23 protein-coding genes and 1 pseudogene are annotated in these 23,795 nt (G+C 61.5%); 17 read left to right on the top strand and 7 right to left on the bottom strand.

Going from position 1 to position 23,795, the window contains the following annotated elements; translation table 11 throughout:
- Positions 1-3 precede the first annotated feature (3 nt).
- The 9 genes from ACPYOJ_RS24075 (at position 4) to nuoG (ending at position 10,146) form a co-directional block, all read left to right on the top strand.
- Positions 4-1,479, top strand: coding sequence for an NADH-quinone oxidoreductase subunit M (locus ACPYOJ_RS24075; protein ID WP_481418483.1), 1,476 nt, complete (start codon positions 4-6; stop codon positions 1,477-1,479).
- Positions 1,476-2,915 (top strand): NADH-quinone oxidoreductase subunit N, encoded by a 1,440-nt coding sequence (locus tag ACPYOJ_RS24070; protein ID WP_481418482.1) that lies wholly within the window; start codon positions 1,476-1,478, stop codon positions 2,913-2,915. Before ACPYOJ_RS24075 ends, ACPYOJ_RS24070 begins: the two co-directional genes overlap by 4 nt.
- Before the next feature lie 159 nt (positions 2,916-3,074).
- Positions 3,075-3,440 (top strand): NADH-quinone oxidoreductase subunit A, encoded by a 366-nt coding sequence (locus tag ACPYOJ_RS24065; RefSeq protein ID WP_481418481.1) that lies wholly within the window; start codon positions 3,075-3,077, stop codon positions 3,438-3,440.
- Entirely contained in the window at positions 3,428-3,931 is a 504-nt protein-coding gene (locus tag ACPYOJ_RS24060) for a NuoB/complex I 20 kDa subunit family protein (RefSeq protein WP_168830041.1), read from the top strand. Before ACPYOJ_RS24065 ends, ACPYOJ_RS24060 begins: the two co-directional genes overlap by 13 nt.
- Positions 3,928-4,464, top strand: a complete 537-nt coding sequence (locus tag ACPYOJ_RS24055; RefSeq protein WP_481418480.1) for an NADH-quinone oxidoreductase subunit C — start codon at positions 3,928-3,930, stop codon at positions 4,462-4,464. The genes ACPYOJ_RS24060 and ACPYOJ_RS24055 overlap by 4 nt, the downstream gene beginning before the upstream one ends.
- 22 nt (positions 4,465-4,486) lie before the next feature.
- Positions 4,487-5,701, top strand: coding sequence for an NADH dehydrogenase (quinone) subunit D (nuoD, locus tag ACPYOJ_RS24050; RefSeq protein WP_481418497.1), 1,215 nt, complete (start codon positions 4,487-4,489; stop codon positions 5,699-5,701).
- A 17-nt stretch (positions 5,702-5,718) separates the two neighbouring features.
- Entirely contained in the window at positions 5,719-6,231 is a 513-nt protein-coding gene (gene nuoE / locus ACPYOJ_RS24045; RefSeq protein ID WP_481418479.1) for an NADH-quinone oxidoreductase subunit NuoE, read from the top strand.
- A 4-nt stretch (positions 6,232-6,235) separates the two neighbouring features.
- A complete protein-coding gene (gene nuoF, locus ACPYOJ_RS24040) occupies positions 6,236-7,501 on the top strand; it encodes an NADH-quinone oxidoreductase subunit NuoF (RefSeq protein WP_481418478.1) in 1,266 nt (421 codons plus the stop codon).
- A 29-nt stretch (positions 7,502-7,530) separates the two neighbouring features.
- Positions 7,531-10,146, top strand: a complete 2,616-nt coding sequence (gene nuoG / locus ACPYOJ_RS24035; RefSeq protein WP_481418496.1) for an NADH-quinone oxidoreductase subunit NuoG — start codon at positions 7,531-7,533, stop codon at positions 10,144-10,146.
- Between the two features lie 14 nt (positions 10,147-10,160).
- Here the strand turns inward: nuoG and ACPYOJ_RS24030 are convergent, their stop codons facing one another.
- From ACPYOJ_RS24030 to nuoH, 3 genes are read right to left on the bottom strand one after another with little or no spacing between them, the layout of a single operon-like run.
- A complete protein-coding gene (locus ACPYOJ_RS24030) occupies positions 10,161-10,601 on the bottom strand; it encodes a CBS domain-containing protein (protein ID WP_168830046.1) in 441 nt (146 codons plus the stop codon).
- Positions 10,602-10,644: 43 nt separating this feature from the next.
- Positions 10,645-11,211: an NADH-quinone oxidoreductase subunit I gene (locus ACPYOJ_RS24025; protein WP_481418477.1), complete on the bottom strand. Its 567-nt coding sequence runs from the start codon at positions 11,209-11,211 to the stop codon at positions 10,645-10,647.
- 30 nt (positions 11,212-11,241) lie between these two features.
- Positions 11,242-12,228: an NADH-quinone oxidoreductase subunit NuoH gene (gene nuoH, locus ACPYOJ_RS24020; RefSeq protein WP_481418476.1), complete on the bottom strand. Its 987-nt coding sequence runs from the start codon at positions 12,226-12,228 to the stop codon at positions 11,242-11,244.
- Between the two features lie 396 nt (positions 12,229-12,624).
- Here nuoH and ACPYOJ_RS24015 point away from each other — a divergent pair, with 396 nt between their 5' ends.
- The 7 genes from ACPYOJ_RS24015 (at position 12,625) to ACPYOJ_RS23985 (ending at position 18,134) form a co-directional block, all read left to right on the top strand.
- Positions 12,625-13,647 carry a LacI family DNA-binding transcriptional regulator gene (locus ACPYOJ_RS24015; RefSeq protein ID WP_481418475.1) on the top strand — a complete coding sequence of 341 codons (1,023 nt, stop codon included), beginning with the start codon at positions 12,625-12,627 and terminating at the stop codon, positions 13,645-13,647.
- A gap of 118 nt (positions 13,648-13,765) precedes the next feature.
- The gene (locus ACPYOJ_RS24010) at positions 13,766-14,434 is read left to right on the top strand and encodes an amino acid ABC transporter permease (RefSeq protein ID WP_481418474.1); all 669 of its coding nucleotides are present in this window, start codon (positions 13,766-13,768) and stop codon (positions 14,432-14,434) included.
- A 14-nt stretch (positions 14,435-14,448) separates the two neighbouring features.
- Positions 14,449-15,111: an amino acid ABC transporter permease gene (locus ACPYOJ_RS24005; protein WP_481418473.1), complete on the top strand. Its 663-nt coding sequence runs from the start codon at positions 14,449-14,451 to the stop codon at positions 15,109-15,111.
- A gap of 51 nt (positions 15,112-15,162) precedes the next feature.
- Positions 15,163-15,966 (top strand): transporter substrate-binding domain-containing protein, encoded by an 804-nt coding sequence (locus tag ACPYOJ_RS24000; protein WP_168830051.1) that lies wholly within the window; start codon positions 15,163-15,165, stop codon positions 15,964-15,966.
- A gap of 21 nt (positions 15,967-15,987) precedes the next feature.
- Positions 15,988-16,767 carry an amino acid ABC transporter ATP-binding protein gene (locus ACPYOJ_RS23995; protein ID WP_168830052.1) on the top strand — a complete coding sequence of 260 codons (780 nt, stop codon included), beginning with the start codon at positions 15,988-15,990 and terminating at the stop codon, positions 16,765-16,767.
- Positions 16,768-16,831: 64 nt separating this feature from the next.
- Entirely contained in the window at positions 16,832-17,737 is a 906-nt protein-coding gene (locus ACPYOJ_RS23990; RefSeq protein ID WP_481418495.1) for a 2-hydroxyacid dehydrogenase, read from the top strand.
- A gap of 73 nt (positions 17,738-17,810) precedes the next feature.
- Positions 17,811-18,134, top strand: coding sequence for a hypothetical protein (locus ACPYOJ_RS23985; protein ID WP_481418472.1), 324 nt, complete (start codon positions 17,811-17,813; stop codon positions 18,132-18,134).
- Between the two features lie 185 nt (positions 18,135-18,319).
- On the opposite strand, the gene ACPYOJ_RS23980 is transcribed toward ACPYOJ_RS23985, so the two are convergent.
- Together ACPYOJ_RS23980 and ACPYOJ_RS23975 are read right to left on the bottom strand one after the other, a co-directional pair.
- Positions 18,320-19,543 (bottom strand): adenylate/guanylate cyclase domain-containing protein, encoded by a 1,224-nt coding sequence (locus ACPYOJ_RS23980; RefSeq protein ID WP_481418471.1) that lies wholly within the window; start codon positions 19,541-19,543, stop codon positions 18,320-18,322.
- A 362-nt stretch (positions 19,544-19,905) separates the two neighbouring features.
- A complete protein-coding gene (locus ACPYOJ_RS23975; RefSeq protein ID WP_481418470.1) occupies positions 19,906-20,370 on the bottom strand; it encodes a YbhB/YbcL family Raf kinase inhibitor-like protein in 465 nt (154 codons plus the stop codon).
- A gap of 410 nt (positions 20,371-20,780) precedes the next feature.
- On the opposite strand from ACPYOJ_RS23975, the gene katG reads away from it, so the two are divergent.
- Complete coding sequence (gene katG / locus ACPYOJ_RS23970; protein ID WP_481418469.1) at positions 20,781-22,964, top strand: catalase/peroxidase HPI; 2,184 nt, start codon at positions 20,781-20,783, stop codon at positions 22,962-22,964.
- Positions 22,965-23,100: 136 nt separating this feature from the next.
- Here the strand turns inward: katG and ACPYOJ_RS23965 are convergent.
- Both ACPYOJ_RS23965 and ACPYOJ_RS23960 read right to left on the bottom strand, forming a co-directional pair.
- Positions 23,101-23,265: pseudogene (locus tag ACPYOJ_RS23965) on the bottom strand (DUF1427 family protein); the annotation flags it as partial.
- 125 nt (positions 23,266-23,390) lie between these two features.
- A partial coding sequence (locus ACPYOJ_RS23960) for an isochorismatase family protein (RefSeq protein ID WP_481418468.1) occupies positions 23,391-23,795 on the bottom strand: 405 nt, incomplete at its 5' end.

The raw sequence follows: 23,795 nt of genomic DNA, 5'->3' as shown, positions 1-23,795 counted from the left end.
GCAATGGGCTTCCCGCTCCTCAGCCTGATCGTATTCACGCCCGCCGCCGGGGCAGCGGTACTGATGCTGCTCCGCAGGGACGATGTGGTGCGATGGACAGCACTGGGTGTGACCGCCCTCGACCTCGCTCTCTGCATTGCCATGCTCGCCGGCTTCGACACATCGACCCACGCGATGCAGTTCATCGAGAGACGGCCATGGGTGCCCGTGCTGGGGATCAGCTATGCGCTTGGCGTCGACGGAATCAGCGCACTCTTCGTTTTTCTGACCGCGCTGCTGGGCTCGATCTGCGTGCTCGCCTCGTGGGCCGCGATCGACCGCAAGGTGAAGGAGTTCATGGTCAGTCTGCTCGTCATGCAGGCGCTGATGCTCGGCGTTTTCTGCGCGCTCGACCTGTTCCTGTTCTACGTCTTCTGGGAGGCGATGCTGATCCCGATGTACTTGATCATCGGCGTCTGGGGCGGCGACGGCCGGGTCTATGCGGCTTTCAAGTTCTTCCTCTACACGCTGGCGGGCAGCGTCCTGTTCCTAGTCGGCGTCATCGTGCTCTATTTCAACGGCGGCAAGACCTTCGACATTCTCGTCCTGACGGCGCAGGATTTGCCGTTCCCTGTCCAGTCGTGGCTGTTCTTCTCCTTCCTGGTCGCCTTCGCCGTCAAGGTGCCGATGGTCCCGGTCCACACCTGGCTGCCGGACGCCCATGTGCAGGCGCCAACGGCGGGCAGCATCATCCTCGCCGGCGTGCTCCTGAAGATGGGAGCCTACGGATTCCTGCGGTTCTCGCTACCGATGCTGCCCGAAGCGTCGGTGTATTATTCGACGCTGATGCTGGCGCTTTCGGCGCTTGCGATCATCTATGGCGGGTTGCTTGCGCTTGCGCAGGACGACCTGAAGAAGCTGGTGGCCTATTCCAGCATCAGCCACATGGGTTTCGTGACGCTGGGGATTTTTGCGCTGAACCTCCGCGGGCTCGAAGGCGGAATCCTGCAGATGTTCAATCACGGCGTAACGACGGGTGCCTTGTTCCTGTTCGTCGGCCTGATCTACGAGCGGACGCATACGCGCAGCATGGCGGAGTACGGCGGACTGATGAAGGCGGCGCCGGTCTATACCGCGTTTCTTGCGCTGTTCACCCTGTCGTCGATGGCGCTGCCGGGAACGAATTCGTTCGTGGGCGAGCTGCTCGTGCTGTCGGGCGGGTTTGCGGCCAACCTGGCTGTCGGCGCGGCCGCCGTTTTGGGCGCATTGCTCAGCGCGGCCTATCTGCTTGGCATGTACGGGAACGTTGCTCTTGGTCCGGCGAGCGTGAGCACCCGGTTCAAGATACACGACGTGAACATGCGCGAAATGGTCGCGATCCTGCCGCTGGCCATCTTCGTGCTTTGGGTCGGGCTCTATCCAAAACCCTTTCTCAACATCATCGACGCCTCGGCGAGGCATCTGCTGATGCAGGTGCATGGCGAGGAGAGCGGCCAATGACCGCCGCTGTGCTCTTCCAGTCAGTGCTTGCGAGCCTGCCCGAGATCGTGGTGGTCACCGGGGCCTGCATCCTGCTGATCCTGGGCCAGCTTGTGCGGAAGAGGCAGGAAGATATCCTCCTCTGGGCGTCCGTCGCAGTCGTGCTGATCGCCGCCCTGGCGACATTCATGCTGGCGGGCGAGGTGCGGCCGGCCTACACGGGCATGTTCGTCGCCGACCGCTTTGCGGTCTTCTTCAAGTTCGTGTTCTACATTGCCACCGTCCTGACATTCCTCCTTTCCCGAAAATACGCCGATATCGAAGGGATCGGCAGCAGCGAATACTATGTCCTGCTGCTCTTTGCGCTTTCGGGAATGATGATCATGGCCTCGGCGACCGATCTCATGTCGATCTATGTGGGCCTCGAACTGTTGGTGCTCTGCACCTATGTGCTGACCGGCTTCCTGCGGAAAGAACGGCGGTCGAACGAAGCGGCGCTGAAATACGTCATCCTTGGGGCGGTCTCGACCGCAATTTTCCTCTATGGCGTTTCGCTGGTCTACGGGCTCACCGGCACGACCCAACTGGACGGAATGGCGGCGGCGGTGACCGGCGATCCGCGCGATCCTGGATTGTTACTGGCGGTGGTTTTCATCGTCGCCGGACTGGTCTTCAAGGTCGGCGCGGTGCCGTTCCACATGTGGGTGCCGGACGTCTATGAGGGCGCGCCGACGACGATCACCGCCTTCATGTCGGTGGGCCCCAAGGCGGCAGGGTTCGCAGTGATCCTGAGGGTGTTCCTCAACCCGCTGGTCGCGGCCTCGGACGTTTGGATCATCGTCGCCGTTATTGCGGTCATGACGATGGCGCTCGGCAGTTTCGTGGCGCTGGTGCAGGATAACTTCAAGCGCCTTCTGGCCTATTCCAGCATTGCCCATGCCGGGTTCGCTCTTTTCGGCGTCGTAGCCGGCAGTGCGGACGGGATTGCCAGCGTGATGCTCTACCTGCTGATCTACGCCTTCATGAATCTCGGCATTTTCGCTGCGGTCATCATGATGCGGAGCGGCAATTTCTCGGGCGAAATTATTGAAGACTATGCAGGTTTTGCCAAGTCGCATCCCGGACTGGCGCTTCTGATGCTGCTCTATCTGTTCTCGTTGGCGGGTATTCCGCCGACGGCGGGGTTCTTCGCCAAGTTCTACGTGTTGCTGGCGCTCGTCGAGCGAGGTTTCGTCCTGCTGGCGGTAATCGCAGTGTTGCTAAGCGTCGCCGCGGCATACTTCTACATCCGCATCGTCATGGTGATCTACATGCGCGAGCCGAAGAGGGCGTTCGAACCGGCGCTGACACCCCTGGTCCGCGTCGCGCTCGCCTTCACGGCAGCCGGCACCATCGGCATCGGCCTGTTTCCGTCGTGGTTTCTGAAGCTTGCTCAATATTCTGTGCTTGGCGGCTGATCTATTGGATTTGCAATGATCTGCCCGACGGAATACACTGATAGTGCAAGAAAAGCATTGCAGAAGTCGCTTTCCGGGGCGACCGCAATACCGGCCCCCGAGCGGGGTCGATCGCAGCCCGAGCAAAGCCCCCCGGTGGGTGAGCGAGGCGTTGGAATTATGACCGCAATGGAATTCCTACCGGTTCTTTTCATGGTCGCCGGAATTGTTCTGGTGACGGGGGTGACGCTGTTTGTCTCCTCGTTGCTGCGCCCCTCCAATCCCTATCCCGCAAAGAACATGCCCTATGAATGCGGCATGGACCCTGCAGGCGAGGCCGCCGGCGGCCGCTTCAGGGTGCAGTTCTTCATGCTGGCGATCCTGTTGGTGGTCTTCGATGTCGAGGCGATGTTCCTCTTTCCCTGGGCTGTCGTCCTGAGAGAGATCGGGCTGGTCGGTTACGTCGAGATGTTCGTCTTCATGTTGCTGCTTATCGTGGGCTTCGCCTACGCCTGGCTGAAGGGAGCGCTGGAATGGGAGGCGTAAACAATGCGATCCGCGACAGCGTGCTGTTCACGACGGCCGACAGCATTATCAGCTGGAGCCGAAGATCGGCGCTGTGGCCCGAGACCTTTGGCATTGCCTGCTGCGCCATCGAGATGATCTCAGCCGGTTGCGCGCGCTACGATCTTGACCGGTTCGGCGTGGTGTTCCGGCCTTCGCCGCGCCAGTCCGACGTGATGATCATCGCCGGCACCGTGACCCGGAAATTCGCCCCCGTCGTGCGACGGCTTTATGACCAGATGCCGGAGCCGCGCTGGGTGATCGCAATGGGCACCTGCGCGATCTCTGGCGGGGTCTACAACACCTACGCCGTGGTGCAGGGGTCGGAGACCTTCGTGCCGGTGGACGTGCATGTGCCCGGCTGCCCGCCTCGGCCCGAGGCGCTGATGCACGGCTTCCTGCTGCTTCAGGAGAAAATCAAGAAATCCCGAGCATTAGCCGGAACGCCTCTGGATCGGATTGCAGCGTCATGAGCATGGAGCCGTCTCTCAATCGCACCCTGATCATGGAGCGTTTCGAAGGAACAATCGAGGACCTGGGAACCGGCCACGGTGTCCATGCCTTTGCGGTGCCACCTGAGACAATCGTCGAGTTCTGCCGGTTTCTGAAGGAACACCCCGCGCTGCGGTTCAATTTTCTGTCGGACATCTGCGGCGTCGATCATTACCCCGAACTGCCGCGCTATGAGGCCGTGTACCACCTCTATTCGCTGCCGAACAAATGGCGCATTCGCATCAAGTGCCGCCTTGGCGATCCGCCCCGCGTCCCGTCGGTGACGGGGGTCTGGCGGACCGCCAATTGGCATGAGCGTGAAGCCTGGGACATGTACGGGATAAGGTTCGAGGGCCATCCCGATTTGCGCCGGATCTATATGTGGGAAGGCTTCGAGGGCTTTCCCCAACGTAAGGACTTCCCCTTAAGGGGTTACAAGGACAAACTGAATCCCTTCGGTGCCGAAGGCCCGCCGCCGACGCAGCCGGACCTCGCCACCAGGGAAATTCCGTAAGGAGGCATGCCCGGGAGTTGAGATGACCGAAGTCACTGAGCTCAGCAGGCCGGAAAGCGAAGCGCTTAATACCAAGGAAGTGCTTCTCAATCTCGGTCCGCAGCACCCCAGCACCCATGGGGTTCTCCGGCTCGTTCTCGAATTGGACGGGGAGTACGTCGAGCGCGTTGACCCGCATATCGGCTACCTTCACCGCGGCACCGAAAAACTGGCCGAGAGCTTCACCTATACGCAGATCTTTCCCCTGACGGACCGGCTCGACTATGTCTGCCCGCCTTCGAACAACCTGGCCTTTGCACTGGCGGTGGAGAAACTTCTCGGCATAGAAGCACCGATCCGGGCGCAGTACATCCGCGTGATGATGGCCGAGCTGGCGCGGATATCCGGCCATCTCCTGATTACCGGCGCGCTGCCGATGGATCTGGGGGCCATGACTGCGCTGCTTTACGCCATGCGCGAGCGTGAAATGATCATGGACCTCTTGGAAATGATAACCGGCGCGCGCATGCACACGTCCTTCTGTCGGGTCGGCGGTGTGCGCGAGGACCTGCCCCAGGAGTTCTTCCCCAAGATCCGGGAGTTCTGCGACATCTTCCCGAACCGGATCCGCGATTACGAGCGATTGATCGAAAACAACCGGGTGTTTCTCAGCCGAACGAAAGGGATCGGTGTGATCTCTCCCGAGGACGCTATTGATCTGGGGCTCAGCGGCCCGAACCTGCGCGCTTCCGGCGTCGACTGGGACATTCGGCGCGACGAGCCCTACGAAATTTACGACCGGCTCGATTTCAACGTCATCACCCGCGACGAGGGCGATTGCTATGCGCGCTGGCGGTGCCGGGTCGACGAGATGCGCGAAAGCGTCCGGCTTATCGAGCAATGCATCGACCAGATGCCCGAAGGACCGTTCCAGATCGACATGCCGACGATCGCGTTCCCGGTGGACAAGGACCGCGTGCATTGCTCGATGGAGGCTTTGATCCAGCATTTCGACCTGTCGGCCTATGGCTTCAGCGTACCGAAGGGCGAGGTCTATTCGGCCATCGAGGCGCCGAAGGGTGAACTGGGGTTCTACATCATCAGCGATGGATCGCCGAAACCGTTCCGCATGAAGGTGCGAGCACCGTCCTTCGTCAATCTTCAGGCGCTCTATGGGGTGACCAACGCACGCTACCTGGCCGACATGATCGCCGTGCTGGGCAGCCTCGATCCGGTGATGGCGGAGGTGGACAAGTAACAGGAGATTTGGATGCGATGAGCATGCGCGAAAAGATCGAAGCGGCGGCGGCGCGGTATCCGAACCAGCGCTCGGCGATCATGCCCGCGCTTCTGATCGCGCAGAAGGAACATGGTTATCTGCCTGGCCCGGTGTTGGAAGAGGTCGCCGACATCCTCGGCGTAGAGCGGATCTGGGTGTACGAGCTGGCGACCTTTTACACGCTCTTCCATACCGAACCGGTGGGCCTGTTCCACCTGCAGCTCTGTGACAACGTTTCCTGCATGCTGTGCGGATCGGATGAGTTGCTGAAGCATCTGGAAACGGTGCTGGCGATAAAGAAGGACGAGACCACCCCGGATGGGCTGTTCACGCTTTCGACCGTGGAATGCCTCGGGGCCTGCGAGATGGCGCCGGTGATGCAAGTCGGCGACGACTACCACGGCAATCTGGATGTCGCTCGGGTAGACGCACTGGTGGACAGCCTTCGGGCTAGAGCCCCGCAAGCAGCGGGCGTTGAGCGCGCCTCCGCGCAACGGCCGGGAGAGTAGCGCCATGTTCGAGCCGGTTCTCCTCAAGAATATCGACCTGCCGGATGGTCACTTGCTGTCGACCTATGAGGCTGGCGGCGGCTATCAGGCGTTGGCGAAGGCGCTGCGCGAGCATACGCCTGATGAGCTCATAAACCTCGTCAAGGAGTCCAACCTGCGCGGTCGCGGCGGTGCCGGCTTTCCGACCGGCATGAAATGGAGCTTCGTCCCGAAGCAGACCGGCAAGCCGAAATATCTGTGCTGCAACGCCGACGAAGGCGAGCCGGGCACTTTCAAGGACCGGATCATCATGGAGCGCGACCCGCACCAGCTCATCGAGGGGCTGGCAGTAAGCGGCTACGCGATCGGGGCCAAGACCGCTTATGTCTACGTCCGCGGAGAGTATGTGACGGCGATCCGCCGCCTGGAGCACGCAATCGCCGAGGCCCACGAAAGCGGTTACCTCGGGCGGAATATTCTGGGCTCCGATTTTGATTTTGCCGTGCATATCCATTGCGGCGCCGGCGCCTACATCTGCGGCGAGGAGACCGCGATGCTCGACTCGCTTGAAGGCAAGCGAGCGCAGCCCCGCCTGAAACCGCCGTTTCCGGCAGTCGAAGGGCTCTACGCCAGCCCCACGGTGATCAACAACGTCGAGACGCTCGCTTGCGTGCCGCATATCGTGATGCGGGAGGCAAGGTGGTTTCGGGGCATCGGCCCGGACAGGAGCCCCGGGCCGAAACTCTACTGCCTCAGCGGACAGGTGCGCAAACCCGGCCTCTACGAGTTGCCGATGGGCATACCGCTGCGGGAACTGGTCGAGGACCACGCCGGTGGTGCCTTGCCCGGACGGAAGATCAAGGCGGTCATTCCGGGCGGGGTCTCGGCACCGGTCATCCCGGAGAGTGGACTCGAGGTGGGGATGGATTTCGACTCGCTGGCTGCCGCCGGCTCGATGCTCGGCTCGGCTGGTGTGATTGTGATCGACGACTCGACCTGCATGGTCAAGGTTGCGACCCGGATCGTCGAGTTCTTCCACCACGAGTCCTGCGGCAAATGCACACCTTGCCGCGAAGGGCTGGACTGGGCCGTCAAAGTGCTGCGCCGGGTCGAGGCGGGGCAGGGGGAACCTGGCGATCTGGAACAGCTCGACGCGCTCTGCAAGGGCATTTTCGGCAATACGTTCTGCGCCTTGGGTGACGGCGCGGCGATGGGGCTGCGCGCCGCACTCAAGCATTTCCACGATGAATTCGTCGCCCATATCGAGGAGCGGAGGTGCCCGTTTCACTGAGGTGCGCGGGAGAAGACCGCGAGGAAGCCATGGTTCGCGTCACGATCAATGACCAAATGCTGGAAGTGGAAGCGGGCTCTACGATACTGCAGGCGACAGAACGTCTGGGCATCGACATTCCGACCTTCTGCTACATGAAGCGGCTGCCGCCGCTGGCCTCATGCCGCATGTGCCTGGTCGAGATCGAGGGGCAGCGCAAGCTGCAGCCGTCCTGCGCCACCGCGGTCACCGACGGCATGGTGGTGCGAACGAACACGCCGCTGATCGAGGAAACGCGCTCATCCATGCTCGACATGCTGCTCGCCAACCACCCCCTCGACTGCCCGATCTGCGACAAGGGCGGCGAATGCGAACTTCAGAACCAGGTGATGGCATATGGGCCCCGCGAAAGCCGGTTCCGCGATGCCAAACGTGTGTTCCACTCCGAGGACATCCGCCTCAGCCCGGTCATCATCATGAACGTCAACCGCTGCATCCAGTGCCAGCGTTGCGTGCGGATGTGCGAGGAGGTGGTCGGCGCGGTTGCCTTGGGTACGGTCGAGAAAGGCATGGATACCGCCGTTACCGGCTTCGAGGGCAGTCTTGCGAGTTGCGACCAATGCGGCAATTGCGTCGAAGTCTGCCCGGTCGGCGCGCTGATGAGCTTCCCTTATCGCTATAAGGCGCGGCCCTGGGATCTGGCCGAGACCGATACGATCTGCCCGCATTGCGGCACCGGCTGCCAGCTGACGGTCGGCACGCGCAAGGGCGAGTTCATGCGCGTGCGCTCGAAGTGGGACGAGGGGCTCAACCGCGAAACGCTCTGCGTGCGGGGGCGCTTTGGCCTCGATTTCGTTACGAGCCCGGACAGGATCAAGCGACCGATGGTCCGTCGCGATGGCGCCCTCGTGCCGGTTTCCTGGGAAGAAGCGGGGGACTACCTGCAGCGGCGCCTGTCGGCGGTCGAGGGAAAGGCTGCAGGCGGGCTGGCCTCGCCGCGCCTTCCCAACGAGATGCTTTACCAGTTTCAGAAAATGATGCGGACGGTATTCCGGACCAACAACGTAGACTGCTCGTCGCGCTGGTCCACGCCGTTAGATGCGCTCGGTCCATTGGTGATGGGTTACTACAGCCGCGCACCGTTGGCGGACGTCATCGGCAACGACTGCGTGCTCGTCGTCGGCGGCAACGTGACCGAGGAAAACCCGGTGACCGAATATCTGTTGCGTGACGCCGCACGGCGGCGGCAGATGGGCTTGCTCATGCTCTCGGCACGGCCGTCCCGCCTGGAGGCCGACGCCCGGGCGGTCGTTCGCGTTTCCCCGGGCGACGAGGCAGCGGGCGTTGCGGCGGTGGTGGCCGGCATCGTGGCGGCGGCCGGCAAGGACTTGCCCGACGAGGTGCTTGCGGGCATCGGCGCGACAATTGGCGGGCCAGCAGCGGCCACCGGCGGCGGCGAACCGTACCGCCTCGCCAAGGCGCTGCTGGAAGGGCGGAGCGTCAGCGTGCTTCTCAGCGCCGATCTCCTGAGGTCGCCGTTGGCGCGCGAGACATTGCAGCAGCTCAGCAATCTCGCGCAGGTTCTTCGCGCACTCGACAAGGAACTGGCGCTGCAGTTCCTTTTCGACCGCGCCAACCAGCTGGGTGCCTGGGATATGGGCGTTCTACCGGCCGCCCTACCGGGGCTGCGGGCGGTCGCCGACGATGCGGCGCGCGCGATTTTCGAACAGGTCTGGGGCGCCGGGATCCCGTCCGAACCGGGCGCGGATTTCGACGGCATGCTGGAACTCTGTGACCGGGGACGAATGGGCACGCTCTATATCGCCGGAAGCGATCCGCTGATGTCCTATCCCGACCGGAGGTTCGTGGAGCGGGCGCTTCGCGCCGCCGATCTCCTGATCGTGCAGGACGCATTCCTCACGGATACGGCGGGCCTGGCCGATGTGGTGCTGCCCGCCGCGAGTTATGGCGAAGAATCCGGCACTTTCACCAATAACGAAGGCCGGATCCAGAAGGTCTGCAAGTTCCGTGAGCCCGTCGCCGAGGGGCGGGGCAACCTGGCGATCTTCGACTTCGTCGCGGCCCTTCGCGGCCAGTCGTCGCGGCCATCGGTTCAACGCGAGATTTTCGACGAGATTGCCCGCTTGGTCCCGGCTTACGAAGGGCTAACGCAGGATGGGCTTGGCACTGACGGAGCGTTTACGAAAGCCGTCCTTGCGCCGCCGGCTGGCGGGTTCTTCGCGCTAGCGCCTGCACCCATTGCAACCGGCCGGCTCATGCTCGTCACCGGCAACTGTTTGTTCCACAACGGATATCTTTCTGAACACTCGGAGATACTGAATACGGTCGCGGACGACCCCTATGTGGAGATGGGCGCCCAGGATGCTGCGCAGCTGGGTCTTTCGGATGGCGATCAGGTGGTCGTGCGATCCGACCAGGGCGAGCTGACCGCCCAGATCAAGGTCAACAAGCGCTTTCCCAGCGGCCTTGCGTTCGTTCCCGAAAACTACCGCGCTTTGCGTCTCAACAGCCTGATGCGGCGGGGCGAATACCCATGTCCGGTGGAGGTTGAGAAGGCGCAGGCGGCCTTCGGAACCTCCACCGCAGCAGGGCTCGGACCGGGGGCCGAGAACTTTGGCCAAAGCAGCGCCGGTGGCTCACCCTAGCTCGGCGAGTCTCGTCAGTGATAGCTGACCCCGCAGATGTAATCCTGCAGGTCCTGCTCGTTGCGCATCGCTTCATCGAGCCGGTACTTGACCACGTCGCCGATGCTGACGATGCCGGCAATGTCGTCGCCATCCATGACCAGCACATGGCGCGTACGCCGCTCGGTCATGATCGCCATCACAAGAGGCAGCAAATCCTCTGTCGAGCAGGTCGCCACACTGCGGTTCATCATATCGCTGACACGCATTATGGGCGCTTCGCTTCCGTACTCAGCGACCGCATTGCAGCAGTCGCGCTCCGACACCGTGCCCAAGCATTCCCCGGGGAAACGGCCGACGATAACGAAGCCGATGTTGTTTTCGCGAAACAACCTCAAGACCTCCACCATTGTGTGGTCCGGTGTGACCGAGATGATCTCGGGAGACTTGCTATTCAAGATCTGGCACACATGCATACGAGCCTCCTCTCTGCGCGCTCCGGCATGACGGTTAGCGCGTTCACGTTCGTCGAATATTACGCCACCAATTGTACCCCTGCGGCTCGCCCGCCTCGATCACAACGTTCTGGTCGACGTTCAGGCGCGCAGCCACCACACCTCCCCCGGTCGTCGCCTTGCCCGGTTTGTCGAGAAGATCGTCACGCCCGATCACCAGGTCCTGCGAGGAGAAACTCGAGAACTCGTACTGCTGGCCAAGCGCGATCGCGTCCGCCGGGCAGGCGTCCTCGCACAGCCCGCAGAACAGGCACCGCGCCGTGTCGATCTCGAACTTGATCGGGTGACGTTTGCCGTTCTCGTCCTCGTAGGGGACGACTTCGATGCAGTCGCAGGGACAAATCCGCGCGCAGAGTTCGCAGGCCACGCATTTGATCTCGCCTTCTTCGTCGCGCTTCAGGAAGTGATGCCCGCGGTAACGCGAGTAGGGCAACCACTTTTCCTTGTCCGGATATTGCATGGTCACGGGCCTGGAGAACATGTAGCCGAAGGTCAAAGCCAAACCGCTCGCCAGATCGGCGAAGAACGCCCAGCCGATCCATGTTCCAATACTGTCCCGCGCGTGCGACATTGCCGCCCCACTACGGAGCCAATGCGGCCCCTAAAAGAAAACAAGACCAGTGATGATTATGTTCGCCATCGACAAAGGAAGCAAGACTTTCCATCCGATCGCCATCAGCTGGTCGTAGCGATAGCGCGGGAAGGTGAAGCGAAACCACATGAACAAATAAACGAAGAACGCGACCTTGAGCGCGAACCAGAGGAGTGGTGGCAGGGGGATCAATGCGCCGTTCCAGCCGCCGAAGAACAGGATCACCACGAGGACCGACACCAGCAATACGATGGCATATTCGCTGATCATGAAGAATGCAAAGCGGATACCGCTGTATTCGGTATGGAACCCGGCGCCCAGATCGCCTTCGGCTTCCGCCAGGTCGAAGGGAATGCGCTGCGCCTCCGCCAGTCCGGCGACGAAGAACACGAAGAAGCCGATCGGCTGGTAAACGATGTTCCAGACCTCGGATTGCGCGCGCACGATATCAAGCAGGCTCATGGATTGAGCCAGCATGACCACGCCGATGACAGCGAAACCCATCGGGATTTCGTAGCTGATCATCTGCGCGCAGGTTCTGAGGCTGCCCAGAACAGCGTATTTGCTGTTGGCCGCCCAGCCGCCGAAGATAACGCCATAGACCTCGATCCCGATCACCGCGAAGACGAAAAGCAGCCCCACATTCATGTTGGAGACATAAAGCGTGATCTCGTTGCCGAGCACCGAGACGCTTTCGCCGAAGGGGATCGCCACGAACACTACAAAAGGCGGCGCGAGCGCCAGGATCGGTGCGAGTTTGAAGAGGAAGCGGTCGGCCTCGGCCGGAATATGGTCTTCTTTGGTCAGGAGCTTGATGCCGTCCGCCACCGGCTGCAGCAGCCCGTGCCAGCCGACGCGCATCGGCCCCAGCCGCTGCTGCATGTGTCCGGCGATCTTGCGTTCCAGCCAGGTGAGCGGCAAGGGCAGCAGCAGCAGGAGCGCAATCAGCAGCGCGACCTTGAAAACGATCAGGCCAAGGGCGACGATGAGCTCCATATCCGCGCCTATTCGTTCGGCTGTTGAAACGCGACCGGACTTTGGCTCCGGCTATACACTGAGCACTTTGCGCATATGTCAGGTGCCTAAAGTACAACGGCGGCGCAGCACCTGCAATGCCATCACAGGCAGGTCGTCGCCGCTTCCGAGGATCGCCATGCCGTCAGCTGAACTTCGTCCCAATGTGCTCGACCGTTCAGCTTCGACTCCCGCCAGTCGAGATCGTCTTCCGCTGGACACGATTGGCTATTTGATGTTCGCGCCCGCAGAGGGTAGACCGTCAACCGAGCCTGTCGGCTGTGACCAGTGAAGCGTGCCAGCCCTCCCGTAGCGTTTGCCCGACTTCCGTTGTCGACTATAGTTCTCTCCACACACTCCCTTTCGCATCGGTACTCAATGTCCTTTGAAGAACGAAAAAAGACTCGCGTCACGCTCGTCGATGTCGCGCGACAGGCAAACGTCTCCCGCGCGACCGCGTCTCTTGTTCTCCGCAAGAGCCCGCTGGTCGGCAGCGAGACGCGCATGCGCGTCGAGCAGGCGATGCGAGACTTGGGGTATGTCTACAATATCGGCGCGGCACGATTACGCGTCGAACGCAGCCAGATCATCGGCGCCATCGTCCCGAACCTCACCAATCCCTTCTTTGCAGAGCTCCTGTCAGGCATCGAGGAAGTCATCGGCGCGACCGGCAAGGTGGTAATCCTCGCCAACAGCGGGGATCAGGTCGAGCGGCAGGAAATGCTCCTGCGGCGCATGCGCGAACATGGCGTCGATGGGGTCATTCTCTGCCCGGCCGCACGCACGGAATCCGCGCTCTCCGATCAGATAGCCGATTGGGGCATGCCGGTCGTGCAGGTCTTGCGCCATATTTCCCTCGGCCTGGATTATGTCGGAGTCGATTACGCCGCGGGCATGCGTCAGGCGGTGGACTATCTGGCGTCGCTCGGTCACGAGAAGATCGCCTTTGCCGTCCTTGGCCCGATCCACTCGGCTTATCAGGAACGCGTGGACGGATTCCGCGACGCCATGCTGTCACGGAATCTCGATCCCCGCATCCTCATCCATTTTCCAACGCAACTCGGCGAAATTGCTAACGCGACCCACCTTCTTTTCGATCAGGCAACACGGCCAACGGCGGTGATCTGCTTCAATCATATCGTGGCGCTAGGTCTCGCGGCCGGCCTTCATGACCGCGGGCTGACAATCGGCCGCGATCTTTCGCTCGTTGGCTTCGACGACGTGGCGGATGCCGAGGCCATCCGGCCAAAGCTCACGTCGGTCGCGACCGGCCCCGTGGCCATCGGCGAAATGGCGGCGCGCCTCCTTGTCGAGCGTATCGGCAATCCGGACTTGCCTCCACGCCGCGTGGTGAACGACACTACCCTGCACATTCGCCAATCCTGCGGTCGGCCTGACTAAAAATTGGACGATCATTTGCGGGTTGACGCCTGTGAAGAAACATTTTAGATCGATCTAAGTGACAAGGACGCGAGGAGGCGCGACGTCCGTCTTGGTAATTTGGGGAGGATATCCCGGCATGTACGAGTTCAATTTCACGCCTGTACTTGCAGGCCTCGATCAGCTGCTGCTCGGCGCTTGGCTGACAATTCAGCTTTCCTGCGCAGCGATGATCCTCGGACTGATCCTTTCGATCTTCTGCGCCTGGGGCAAGACATCCGGGATTGGGCCGCTGCGCTGGGTGATCGACGCCTACGTGGAGATCATCCGCAACACGCCCTTTCTCGTGCAGATCTTCTTCATCTTCTTCGGCCTGCCGTCCCTGGGGCTTCGTCTGACGCCAAACAGCGCGGCGCTTCTGGCACTCGTCGTGAATTTCGGCGCTTATGGTACCGAGATCATCCGTGCGGGCATCGAGTCTATCCAGAAGGGCCAGGTGGAGGCGGGCACGGCGCTCGGCCTCTCCAAGCTGCAGATCTTCCGCTACATCATCATGAAGCCGGCCCTGCGCACGGTCTATCCATCGCTCACCAGCCAGTTCATCTATCTGATGCTGACCTCCAGCGTCGTCTCGGCGATCTCTGCCGATGACCTTGCTGCCGCCGGCAATGACCTGCAGTCGGCGACCTTTGCGAGCTTCGAGGTCTATATCGTCGTGACGCTGATTTACCTTGGCATGTCCGTGGGTTTCTCGACGATCTTCTCGGCGATCGAGAAGGCCGCCTTCAAATATCCGCTGAGCCGATAAGGGGAGACTGACCAATGCCGCTTATCAGACCCTTCGGCTGGAACGAATTCTGGATCATCGTCATTGCGGCGCAGTGGACGATCGCGCTCTCGGCGATCGCCTTTGCGGGCGGCGGCATTGGCGGCCTGTTCATTGCGCTCGTGCGCGTCTCCGACACGAAATGGCCGCGGCTCATTGCAACGGGCTTCATTCGTATCTTCCAGGGCACGCCGTTGCTGATGCAGCTCTTCCTGGTCTTCTTCGGGCTCAACATCCTGGGCTTCGGCATCAATCCCTGGATTGCGGCTGCCTTCGCCTTCACGCTGCATGCCAGTGCGTTCCTCGGTGAAATCTGGCGCGGCTGCATCGAGGCGGTGCCATCAGGTCAGCGGGAGGCTGCCACCGCACTCGGCCTGCGCTATTACAACCGCATGCGGTACGTGATCCTGCCGCAGGCGACGAAGATCGCTGTCGCGCCGACGGTTGGCTTCCTCGTGCAGCTCATCAAGGGCACATCGCTTGCAGCGATCATTGGCTTTACCGAGTTGACCCGTCAGGGCCAGATCATCAACAACGCGACCTTCAGCCCTTTCCTGGTCTTTTCCACGGTGGCTGCGGTCTATTTCGTGCTGTGCTGGCCGCTCTCCGTTCTGGCACGCCGTATGGAATTGAGATTCTCCCGCGCGACGACACGCTAACGGGCCCGCGCCGGAGGGAGGTTAACCCGGCATAACTGAAAGGGAAGGAACATGAATATTTCGAGACGCATGATGATGGCCGCGATTGGCGCGGGCCTGATGGTCGGCGCCATGGCCTCAACGGCCGCCGCTCAGACCGTCGAAAGCATCAAGTCCGCGGGGACCGTGAAGATCGGCATGCTGGTCGACTTCCCGCCCTTCGGCATCATGAACACTGCTAACGAACCCGACGGTTATGACGCCGACGTCGCCAAGCTGCTCGGCAAGGAATGGGGCGTGAAGGTGCAGATCGTGCCGGTCACCGGTCCGAACCGCATTCCCTACCTGCAGAGCAACCAGGTCGACCTGCTCGTCGCCTCGCTCGGGATCACCGAGGAGCGCGCCAAGAGCGTCGACTTCTCGCAGCCCTATGCCGGCATTTCCATCGGCGTTTTCGGCGCGAGCGACGCAAAGGTTTCCAAGCCGGAAGACCTCTCCGGCAAGACGATCGGCGTGGCGCGCGCGTCGACGCAGGACACTGCGGTAACCAAAATCGCGCCGAAGGATGCCAAGATTCAGCGCTTCGATGACGATGCCAGCGCTGTGCAGGCTCTCCTCTCGGGGCAGGTCGAACTGATCGGCGTCTCCAACGTCGTCGCCGCCCAGATCGAAAAGGCCGCTCCGGGCCACTTCGAGCAGAAGCTTCAGCTCAGCCAGCAAGTTCAGGGCATTGCCGTTCGCAAGGGTTCGACCGAACTGCTGGCGGCGGTGAACGCCTTCATCGACAAGGTCAAGGCAGACGGCGAACTCAACGATATCCACCAGAAGTGGCTGGATGCTCCGCTGCCGGACTTCGTGGCGACTGCAAAGAAGTAAGTACCGAAGGGAGTTCCTCGCATGACTGAGGCTAAAGCAAACGCATTGGGCGCCGGCGTGCGGGGAGCTTCCGATCTGGCCGTGCGCATGGAGGGCGTCGACAAATGGTATGGCGGCTTCCACGCGCTGAAGGACATCGAGCTTTCGGTTAACCGGGGGGAGCGGATCGTCATCTGCGGTCCTTCCGGTTCCGGCAAGTCGACGCTGATCCGCTGCATCAACCAGCTCGAGACGATCCAGAAGGGCAGGATCGTCGTCGACGGCCATGATCTGACCGCCGGCGGCAAGAATGTCGATATCGTGCGGCAAGAGACCGGCATGGTCTTCCAGCAGTTCAACCTCTTCCCGCATATGACGGTGCTGGAAAACTGCACCCTGGCGCCGATGAAGGTGCGCGGCATCTCGAAGGCCGAGGCGGAAAAGACCGCCCGCAAATTCCTGGAGCGGGTGCGCATTCCCGAGCAGGCGGAAAAATACCCGGCGCAGCTTTCCGGCGGCCAGCAGCAGCGCGTGGCGATTGCCCGTGCGCTGTGCATGAACCCGAAGATCATGCTCTTCGACGAGCCCACTTCGGCGCTCGACCCGGAAATGGTCAAGGAGGTGCTCGACACGATGATCGACCTCGCCAAGGAAGGCATGACCATGCTCTGCGTCACCCATGAGATGGGCTTCGCACGCCAAGTCGCCGACCGGGTGATCTTCATGGACCGCGGCGAGATCCTCGAAGTGGGCACTCCGGCCGAATTCTTCGGCAATCCGAAGAACGAGCGCCTCAAGACCTTCCTGGGCCAGATTTCCTGAGCTGAAACTATTCAAAACATACGGAGTTCCGGACGTGAAGCCAGACATTCTGCTCGTCGAACCGATGATGAAGCTGATCGAGGACAAGCTCGACGATGCCTATACGGTTCATCGCATGTATGATCCGGACGGCAAGGCGGCGCTGGAGGCAGCGCTCCCGAACATCCGCGCGGTCGCGACCGGCGGCGGCACCGGCCTTTCCAACGAGTGGATCGAAAAGCTGCCGTCGCTCGGCGTCATCGCCATCAACGGCGTCGGCACCGACAAGGTGGACCTGAAATTCGCCCGCAGCCGCAATGTCGACGTCACGACCACCCCGGGCGTGCTCACCGACGATGTCGCCGATCTTGGTATCGCGCTTACTCTGGCCGTGCTCCGCCACGTCGCCAAGGGCGACAGCTTTGTGCGCGACGGCAAGTGGGGTAGGGAGCCGTTTCCGCTCGGGCACAGCCCCAAGGGCAAGCGCGTCGGTATTCTCGGTCTCGGCCAGATCGGCAAGGCCATTGGACGCCGGGCCGAGGCCTTTGGCATGGATGTGCGCTACTGGAACCGTTCGCCGATCACCGACGTCGCCTGGAAAGCCTGTGCTTCGCCGATGGCGCTTGCGGAGGACAGCGATATTCTCGTGCTGACGATCGCCGCGAGCGCCGCCACCCAGAACATCGTCAATGCCGACATGCTGAAGGCGCTCGGGAAAACGGGCGTACTGATCAACATCGCGCGCGGCTCCGTGGTCGACGAGGATGCCCTGCTTGCCGCCCTCAACGACGGCACGATTGCCGGCGCCGGCCTCGATGTCTTCGTCAATGAGCCGAAGATCCGCGAAGATTTCTTCACTGCGCCCAATACGGTGCTGATGCCGCATCAGGCGAGCGCCACGGTCGAGAGCCGTGTTGCCATGGGCGAGCTGGTGCTCGCGAACATCGCCGCGCATTTCGCCGGCGAAAAGCCGCCTACGACCGTCAACTGAGCAATTCCAGGAAAAGCGTGAAACGTTTTTCCGTCCAGAATTGCGTCGGACAAAAATGAATCGGAGTTCCACAATGATCATCCGCCAAGCCCTTTTCGAGGGCACGATCCACGCCGGCCAAGAAGAGGCCTTCAAGCTCTATGTCGCCGAGAAGCTGATGCCCATGTGGCGGGCTTTTCCGGGCGTCAAGGAAGTGCGCGTACTTTACGCCCTTGAACGCGACGAGGGCGCGCCGTCTTATCCGATGGTTCTGTCCACCATGTACGAAAGCCGCGAGACGCTGGCGGCGGCACTGGAATCTCCCGTGCGCTACGAGAGCCGCGAGATGACCAAGGGCCTGCTCGAAATGTTCGAGGGGCGCATCCACCACCATGTATTCGAACTTGGTGAGAGCTGAGGCAACTCGGCAATTCGCGCGGGATGACGATTGTCCCGGTCGGCGTCATCCCATCGTCGCCAGCCGCGCCGCCCCGGCGTGGCCTGCGTCCGTCCGGCGGTTATTGCAGTGGTTTCTTGGTCGCGATCCAGATCATAAAGGGAGGCTCTGGACTTCGCCCTTGCACGTCAGAGGGTTTTGCTGCGTCAGCTGCGTGGAACATAGGTTTTGAGCATGTGATCGAAGCCTGCGACCGCATGCGCTCCGGCGAAGTCGAAGCGTTCGAGAAACGGCTCGGCAAACGACGCCGAAGCCAGCACCGGCTGTCCCAGTTGCTTGGTTAGCCCCTGAAGCCGCGCCGCCTCGTTGACAGCGCGACCGATGACGGTGAAGTCCAGCCGCTCGTCAGTACCCACATTGCCATACATGACTTCTCCGACGTGCAGGGCAATGCCGACGTCCAGGGGTCGGCCGGCCGCCGCATTCAGGGCGCGAATATCCCTCAGGGTACTCAGCGAGGCAGCGAGCGCACGTTCACGCATATCGAGGTCGCTCTCCGGGTGATCCGAGCGAAAGATGCCCATGACGGCATCGCCGATGAACTTCAAGACTTCACCGCCTGCGCCCATGACCGTCCCGACAGTGATGTCGAAGTATCGATTGAGAAGGCTGATGTAATCGTCCAGGCCCAATTGGCTGACGAGTCGGGAAGACTGGCGCAGGTCGCAGAACCAGATGCCGCAGGTGATGCGCTCCGAGTCGCCACGCGTGATGCGTCCGTCAAGCACCTGAGACCCGCAGGAGCGGCCTATATAGATGTCGAGGAGACGAGAGCCCGTCTCAAAGGTTGACCGCGCTTTCGCTGCCAGGGCCAATGTCGTGGAGACAGACTTGAAGCACTCGATTTCGGTCTCGCCAAAGCCGCCGGGGCGACGGGTGGCGAAGGAACCCACGACGCAGGGAACAAGACCAACCCGGCGTGCAAATGGCGACAACGCCGCCGCACCGCCGGTTGCATGGAAGAAACCGAAATATTCGGTGTAGCCTTCCGCTCGAAGCCGCGTGAGCAATGACATGTCGTCCACGGCGTCATCAAGAAGAAAGCGCTTGTACTTCAGCCGGTTCAAGGCAAGCTCGAAATACGGACCGCGCCGGGTGTCTGGGTCTTCCATCAGCTTCGGCGTGTAGTATTTTGTGGTTGCGCCGTCATCGTCCGAGCACCAGGTGACCTCTTGCGAAACGATTTGCGGGTGCAGCGTCAGAATCGAGCATCCGGCCCGGTCGACCGCAGCACCGCCTGCATTGAGGCGGCGCGCCAGGCCTTCGACAAGCTCCCGCAAGTCGCGGCCGCCAAGCCCGCTATCGACCAACCAGTCAACAGCAGCCGCAACGAGTGCAGAAGCATCAGATGCCGAAAGCGCGTTCTTCATCGCCGCCACCGTCAGTAGCCTTCGTCCTGCCGGCGATCATACACCAAGATGCCGCGTCAATTCTGCCGCGATTGCCAGGAGTTCCGTCCCTGCTCGAACTCCGCCAGCAGTTCCTCCTCCCGGCCGAGATAACGTGGTGAAAAATGCATTGGAACGGCGCGTTTTGCCAACGTCCTCCCGGCGATTTCGCCAGCCTGGTGAGCGGTCAAGTGGCGCCTTGAAAAAGCAATGGCTGCATCCGCATCAAGGAACGTGCTTTCGATGAAGAAATAGTCCGACCGCTGTGCCAGCCGTACGACGCGCTCTCTTCCCTGGTTTCGGGATAATCCGCATGTTCGGTCCGCATCTTAGGCGGAGCGCTGCTAAGCCAGTTCGAAAGTGCCAATCAAGGAGGCGTTCGCGATGGCGTGTTTCTTCGCCTCTTTCCACATCGCCTCTATTCGGGGCGACGAGGGGAGTGAGAGGCCCGGAACATCCAACGCGGCAAGGCTGAAATGATAATGGTGGACGCCGTGTCCTTTCGGCGGCTGCGGTCCGTCGTATCGCGCGTTGCCGAAATCATTCTTGCAAAAGCGTGGTCCGCCACCCGGCGCTGCGTCAGAGCTCTCGGATAATCCGCTGCGCTCAGCGGCTATATTGTAGACGCCCCAGTGGCGAAACGTTCCGCGAGGCGCATCGGGATCTTCGACGATGAGGGCAAAGCTTTTGGTATCGGTAGGCGCTCCGGTCCACGACAGCGGTGGCGCGATATTCTCGCCAAGCCGTGTGTGCCTGACGGGAATGGGGGCGCCGTCCACGAAGGCGGCACTCGTCAGTACTAGCGGCATATCAATCTCCCGTGACAAGGAGGAGCCGAAGCTTCCTCAGAATTCAGACATTGGAGCTTCTGGTGGGGCCCCGTATTGGCTGCACTCCGAACATTGGGCGGATGCTAAGGTTCCATTTCCGTTGCTGGATTGGTTAGGCCGCCGGCGACACGAATGGGGTAAGATGACATAAGAATTTCTTTTGGCATCTCAACGGAAGTTCATAAGCCCAGCTTATTGCGGTGATCAGTAAATCCAACTTAAATTTGCACGGTTCTTCCGGTATGAGGGAGCCTAGGGAGGATAGCCGTCTATTTCGCTTCTGGTCTGACGGTGAGCTGAGGCTTAAACTCAAGCGAGCCGATAATCCTGATGCGAACTTCGCAACATTTCCCGTCCGAATGCAGACATGAGCAATCAAGGAGAGAGCTATGGATACGAAACCTAGCGAAAACGCCGGCAAATGTCCCGTCGCGCATACGCCTCGCGGCAGATCGAACCGGGATTGGTGGCCGAACCAGCTCAACGTTCAGATTCTTCACCAGAAGTCCGGCGTCGCCGATCCGATGGACAAGGCGTTCAACTACGCCGAAGAGTTTAAAAAGCTCGATCTCGATGCTGTGAAGAAAGACCTTCATGCGCTGATGACGGATTCGCAGGATTGGTGGCCGGCCGACTTCGGCCACTATGGCGGCCTGTTCATCCGCATGGCTTGGCACAGTGCCGGCACGTACCGCATCACCGACGGCCGTGGCGGCGCCGGTGGCGGTCAGCAGCGTTTCGCCCCGCTGAACAGCTGGCCGGACAATGCCAACCTCGACAAGGCCCGCCGTCTGCTCTGGCCGATCAAGCAGAAATACGGCAACAGGATTTCCTGGGCCGATCTGATGATCCTCACCGGCAATGTTGCCCTCGAATCCATGGGCTTCAAGACCTTCGGCTTTGCCGGCGGCCGCGTCGATAGCTGGGAGCCGGAGGAGCTCTTCTGGGGTCCGGAAGGCACCTGGCTCGGCGACGAGCGCTATAGCGGCGAACGGCAGCTCGCCGAACCGCTCGGCGCCGTGCAGATGGGCCTGATCTACGTCAATCCCGAAGGTCCGAACGGCAATCCCGATCCGGTCGCGGCTGCGCATGATATCCGCGAAACCTTTGCCCGGATGGCGATGAACGACGAGGAGACCGTGGCGCTGATCGCCGGCGGTCATACCTTCGGCAAGACGCATGGCGCCGGCGATCCGTCGTTCATCGGTGCTGAGCCGGAAGGCGGCGCGATCGAGGATCAGGGCCTTGGCTGGAAGAGCACCTTCGGCACCGGTGTCGGCAAGGATTCTATCACAGCCGGCCTGGAGGTTACCTGGTCGCAGACGCCGACCCGGTGGAGCAACTACTTCCTCGAAAACCTGTTCAAATACGAATGGGAACTGACGAAGAGCCCGGCGGGCGCGCATCAGTGGCAGGCCAAGAACGCCGATGCTTCCATTCCGGATGCTTATGATGCTTCGAAAAAGCATCTCCCCACCATGCTGACCACCGACCTGTCGCTGCGCGTCGATCCGATCTACGAAAAGATCTCGCGCCGCTTCCTCGAAAATCCGGCTGAGTTCGCTGACGCCTTCGCCCGCGCCTGGTTCAAGCTGACGCACCGCGATATGGGGCCGAAGGTCCGTTATCTCGGTCCGGAAGTACCGGCTGAAGACCTCATCTGGCAGGATGTCGTACCGGCCGTCGATCATCCGCTCGTCGATGACAAGGACATCGCCGAGCTGAAGGCCAAGGTGCTCGCGACCGGTCTTTCAGTACAGGAACTGGTCTCGACCGCGTGGGCTTCTGCTTCGACCTTCCGCGGCTCCGACAAGCGAGGCGGCGCCAATGGCGCGCGCATCCGGCTTGCGCCGCAGAAGGATTGGGACGTCAACCAGCCGGCACAGCTTGCCAAGGTTCTCGGTGTTCTGGAAGGCATCCAGAAGGACTTCAACGCCGCCCAAACCGGCGGCAAGAAGATCTCGCTCGCCGACCTGATCGTCCTCGCAGGCGCTGCCGGTGTCGAAAAGGCGGCGAAGGCGGCCGGTCATAATGTTGCGGTAGCATTCAAGCCGGGCCGGATGGATGCCTCCGAGGCGCAGACCGACGCGCATTCCTTCGCTCCGCTCGAACCGCGTGCCGATGGGTTCCGCAACTATGTCAACAGCGGCAGGATGCAGTTCATGCAGCAGGAAGAGGCACTGGTCGATCGCGCCCAGCTGCTTACCCTGACCGGACCGGAAATGACGGTGCTCGTCGGCGGCTTGCGCGTGCTGAAGGCCGGTCAGCCGGAGCATGGGGCCTTCACCGACAAGCCTGAGACGCTGACGAACGACTTCTTCGTCAACCTGCTCGACATGCGGACGCAGTGGGTTCCGCTCGCCGGCAAGGACGGCGTCTACGAAGGACGCGACCGCAAGACGAACGAACTCAAGTGGACCGGCACCCGCGCCGACCTGATCTTCGGCTCGCACTCGCAGCTTCGCGCCTTCGCAGAAATCTATGCCCAGTCCGACGCCAAGGAGAAGTTCGTCAAGGACTTCGTCGCGGCCTGGAACAAGGTCATGAACGCCGATCGCTTCGATCTCGCCTGATTGGCGACATTCTCGCTTGGTCGCGGCAAGGTGCCGCGATCAAGCATCGGGCCGCGAATCTGGCCGGCAGTCCTTCGCCAGTTGAAAGAAGCGCGCAATATTCAGCGGGCCGCTACCAGGCTGCCTAGAAAGCCTGTCCCGACCGCAGTTGCTTGCCGACAGAGATGATCTGCTCGCCGATCAGGATGCCGAGCAAGCCGACTAGCGCCACCACTGGCGGCGCGGGCGATCGGACGTTCAACAGGTTATAGATGATCCCGACGAGCAGACCGGCACCGAGGGAAAGCAGATACATTTTCATGATGTCACCTCATGCCGCGGTGCCATGTTGCCGCCAATCCATTCGAGGAAATACGCAGGCGCACGGAAGTACCGTGGATTGGCACCTCCATGCGCCCGCGTGCGGCGTCCGACCAAAGGCCGTTGTCATTTTGACTGCTTGGCGACTTCCTGAGCCTTCTGGTAGCTCTCTGCCACGGCGGCGTAATTGGGTGCGACCAGGCCATACAACTTTGCAAGTTCAGCCGCCTCGGGGCGCCGCCACGTGCGGTGAAGCTCGGACAGCAGCGCATTCGTCGACGTCGGGATAACGCCGCCTTGAACGAAACGAGCCAATGTCGTCCGCGACGCCAACTCGCTCGGATCGCCGGAAGCGTCGATCACTGCATAGACGTCGTAGCCGGCGGCCGTTGCGTCCAGCGCCGGGAACATCACGCAGACGTTGGTCCAGACACCTGCCATGATCAGCGTCTTGCGCCCGGTGGAACGCACCGTCTGGACAAAGTCCTCGTTATCCCAGGCGTTGACTTCGCCCTTGCGCGGCACATAGAC

Source organism: Rhizobium sp. SVR5-9E (assembly GCF_056755095.1).
The sequence above is the reverse complement of the archived record's forward strand: the minus strand, read 5'-3'. Positions and strand labels throughout refer to the sequence as shown.

Bases quoted from the DNA above. Each gene is read 5' to 3' on its own strand.
- ACPYOJ_RS24030 (WP_168830046.1), bottom strand. From the start codon at position 10,601: ATGCATGTGTGCCAGATCTTGAATAGCAAGTCTCCCGAGATCATCTCG.
- ACPYOJ_RS23985 (WP_481418472.1), top strand. From the start codon at position 17,811: ATGATCATCCGCCAAGCCCTTTTCGAGGGCACGATCCACGCCGGCCAA.
- katG (WP_481418469.1), top strand. From the start codon at position 20,781: ATGGATACGAAACCTAGCGAAAACGCCGGCAAATGTCCCGTCGCGCAT.
- ACPYOJ_RS24010 (WP_481418474.1), top strand. From the start codon at position 13,766: ATGTACGAGTTCAATTTCACGCCTGTACTTGCAGGCCTCGATCAGCTG.
- nuoE (WP_481418479.1), top strand. From the start codon at position 5,719: ATGAGCATGCGCGAAAAGATCGAAGCGGCGGCGGCGCGGTATCCGAAC.
- nuoD (WP_481418497.1), top strand. From the start codon at position 4,487: ATGACCGAAGTCACTGAGCTCAGCAGGCCGGAAAGCGAAGCGCTTAAT.
- nuoH (WP_481418476.1), bottom strand. From the start codon at position 12,228: ATGGAGCTCATCGTCGCCCTTGGCCTGATCGTTTTCAAGGTCGCGCTG.
- ACPYOJ_RS23975 (WP_481418470.1), bottom strand. From the start codon at position 20,370: ATGCCGCTAGTACTGACGAGTGCCGCCTTCGTGGACGGCGCCCCCATT.
- ACPYOJ_RS24060 (WP_168830041.1), top strand. From the start codon at position 3,428: ATGGGAGGCGTAAACAATGCGATCCGCGACAGCGTGCTGTTCACGACG.
- ACPYOJ_RS24025 (WP_481418477.1), bottom strand. From the start codon at position 11,211: ATGTCGCACGCGCGGGACAGTATTGGAACATGGATCGGCTGGGCGTTC.
- ACPYOJ_RS23980 (WP_481418471.1), bottom strand. From the start codon at position 19,543: ATGAAGAACGCGCTTTCGGCATCTGATGCTTCTGCACTCGTTGCGGCT.
- nuoF (WP_481418478.1), top strand. From the start codon at position 6,236: ATGTTCGAGCCGGTTCTCCTCAAGAATATCGACCTGCCGGATGGTCAC.
- ACPYOJ_RS24075 (WP_481418483.1), top strand. From the start codon at position 4: ATGGGCTTCCCGCTCCTCAGCCTGATCGTATTCACGCCCGCCGCCGGG.
- ACPYOJ_RS23990 (WP_481418495.1), top strand. From the start codon at position 16,832: ATGATGAAGCTGATCGAGGACAAGCTCGACGATGCCTATACGGTTCAT.
- ACPYOJ_RS24055 (WP_481418480.1), top strand. From the start codon at position 3,928: ATGAGCATGGAGCCGTCTCTCAATCGCACCCTGATCATGGAGCGTTTC.
- ACPYOJ_RS24005 (WP_481418473.1), top strand. From the start codon at position 14,449: ATGCCGCTTATCAGACCCTTCGGCTGGAACGAATTCTGGATCATCGTC.
- nuoG (WP_481418496.1), top strand. From the start codon at position 7,531: ATGGTTCGCGTCACGATCAATGACCAAATGCTGGAAGTGGAAGCGGGC.
- ACPYOJ_RS24015 (WP_481418475.1), top strand. From the start codon at position 12,625: ATGTCCTTTGAAGAACGAAAAAAGACTCGCGTCACGCTCGTCGATGTC.
- ACPYOJ_RS24070 (WP_481418482.1), top strand. From the start codon at position 1,476: ATGACCGCCGCTGTGCTCTTCCAGTCAGTGCTTGCGAGCCTGCCCGAG.
- ACPYOJ_RS24000 (WP_168830051.1), top strand. From the start codon at position 15,163: ATGAATATTTCGAGACGCATGATGATGGCCGCGATTGGCGCGGGCCTG.
- ACPYOJ_RS23995 (WP_168830052.1), top strand. From the start codon at position 15,988: ATGACTGAGGCTAAAGCAAACGCATTGGGCGCCGGCGTGCGGGGAGCT.
- ACPYOJ_RS24065 (WP_481418481.1), top strand. From the start codon at position 3,075: ATGACCGCAATGGAATTCCTACCGGTTCTTTTCATGGTCGCCGGAATT.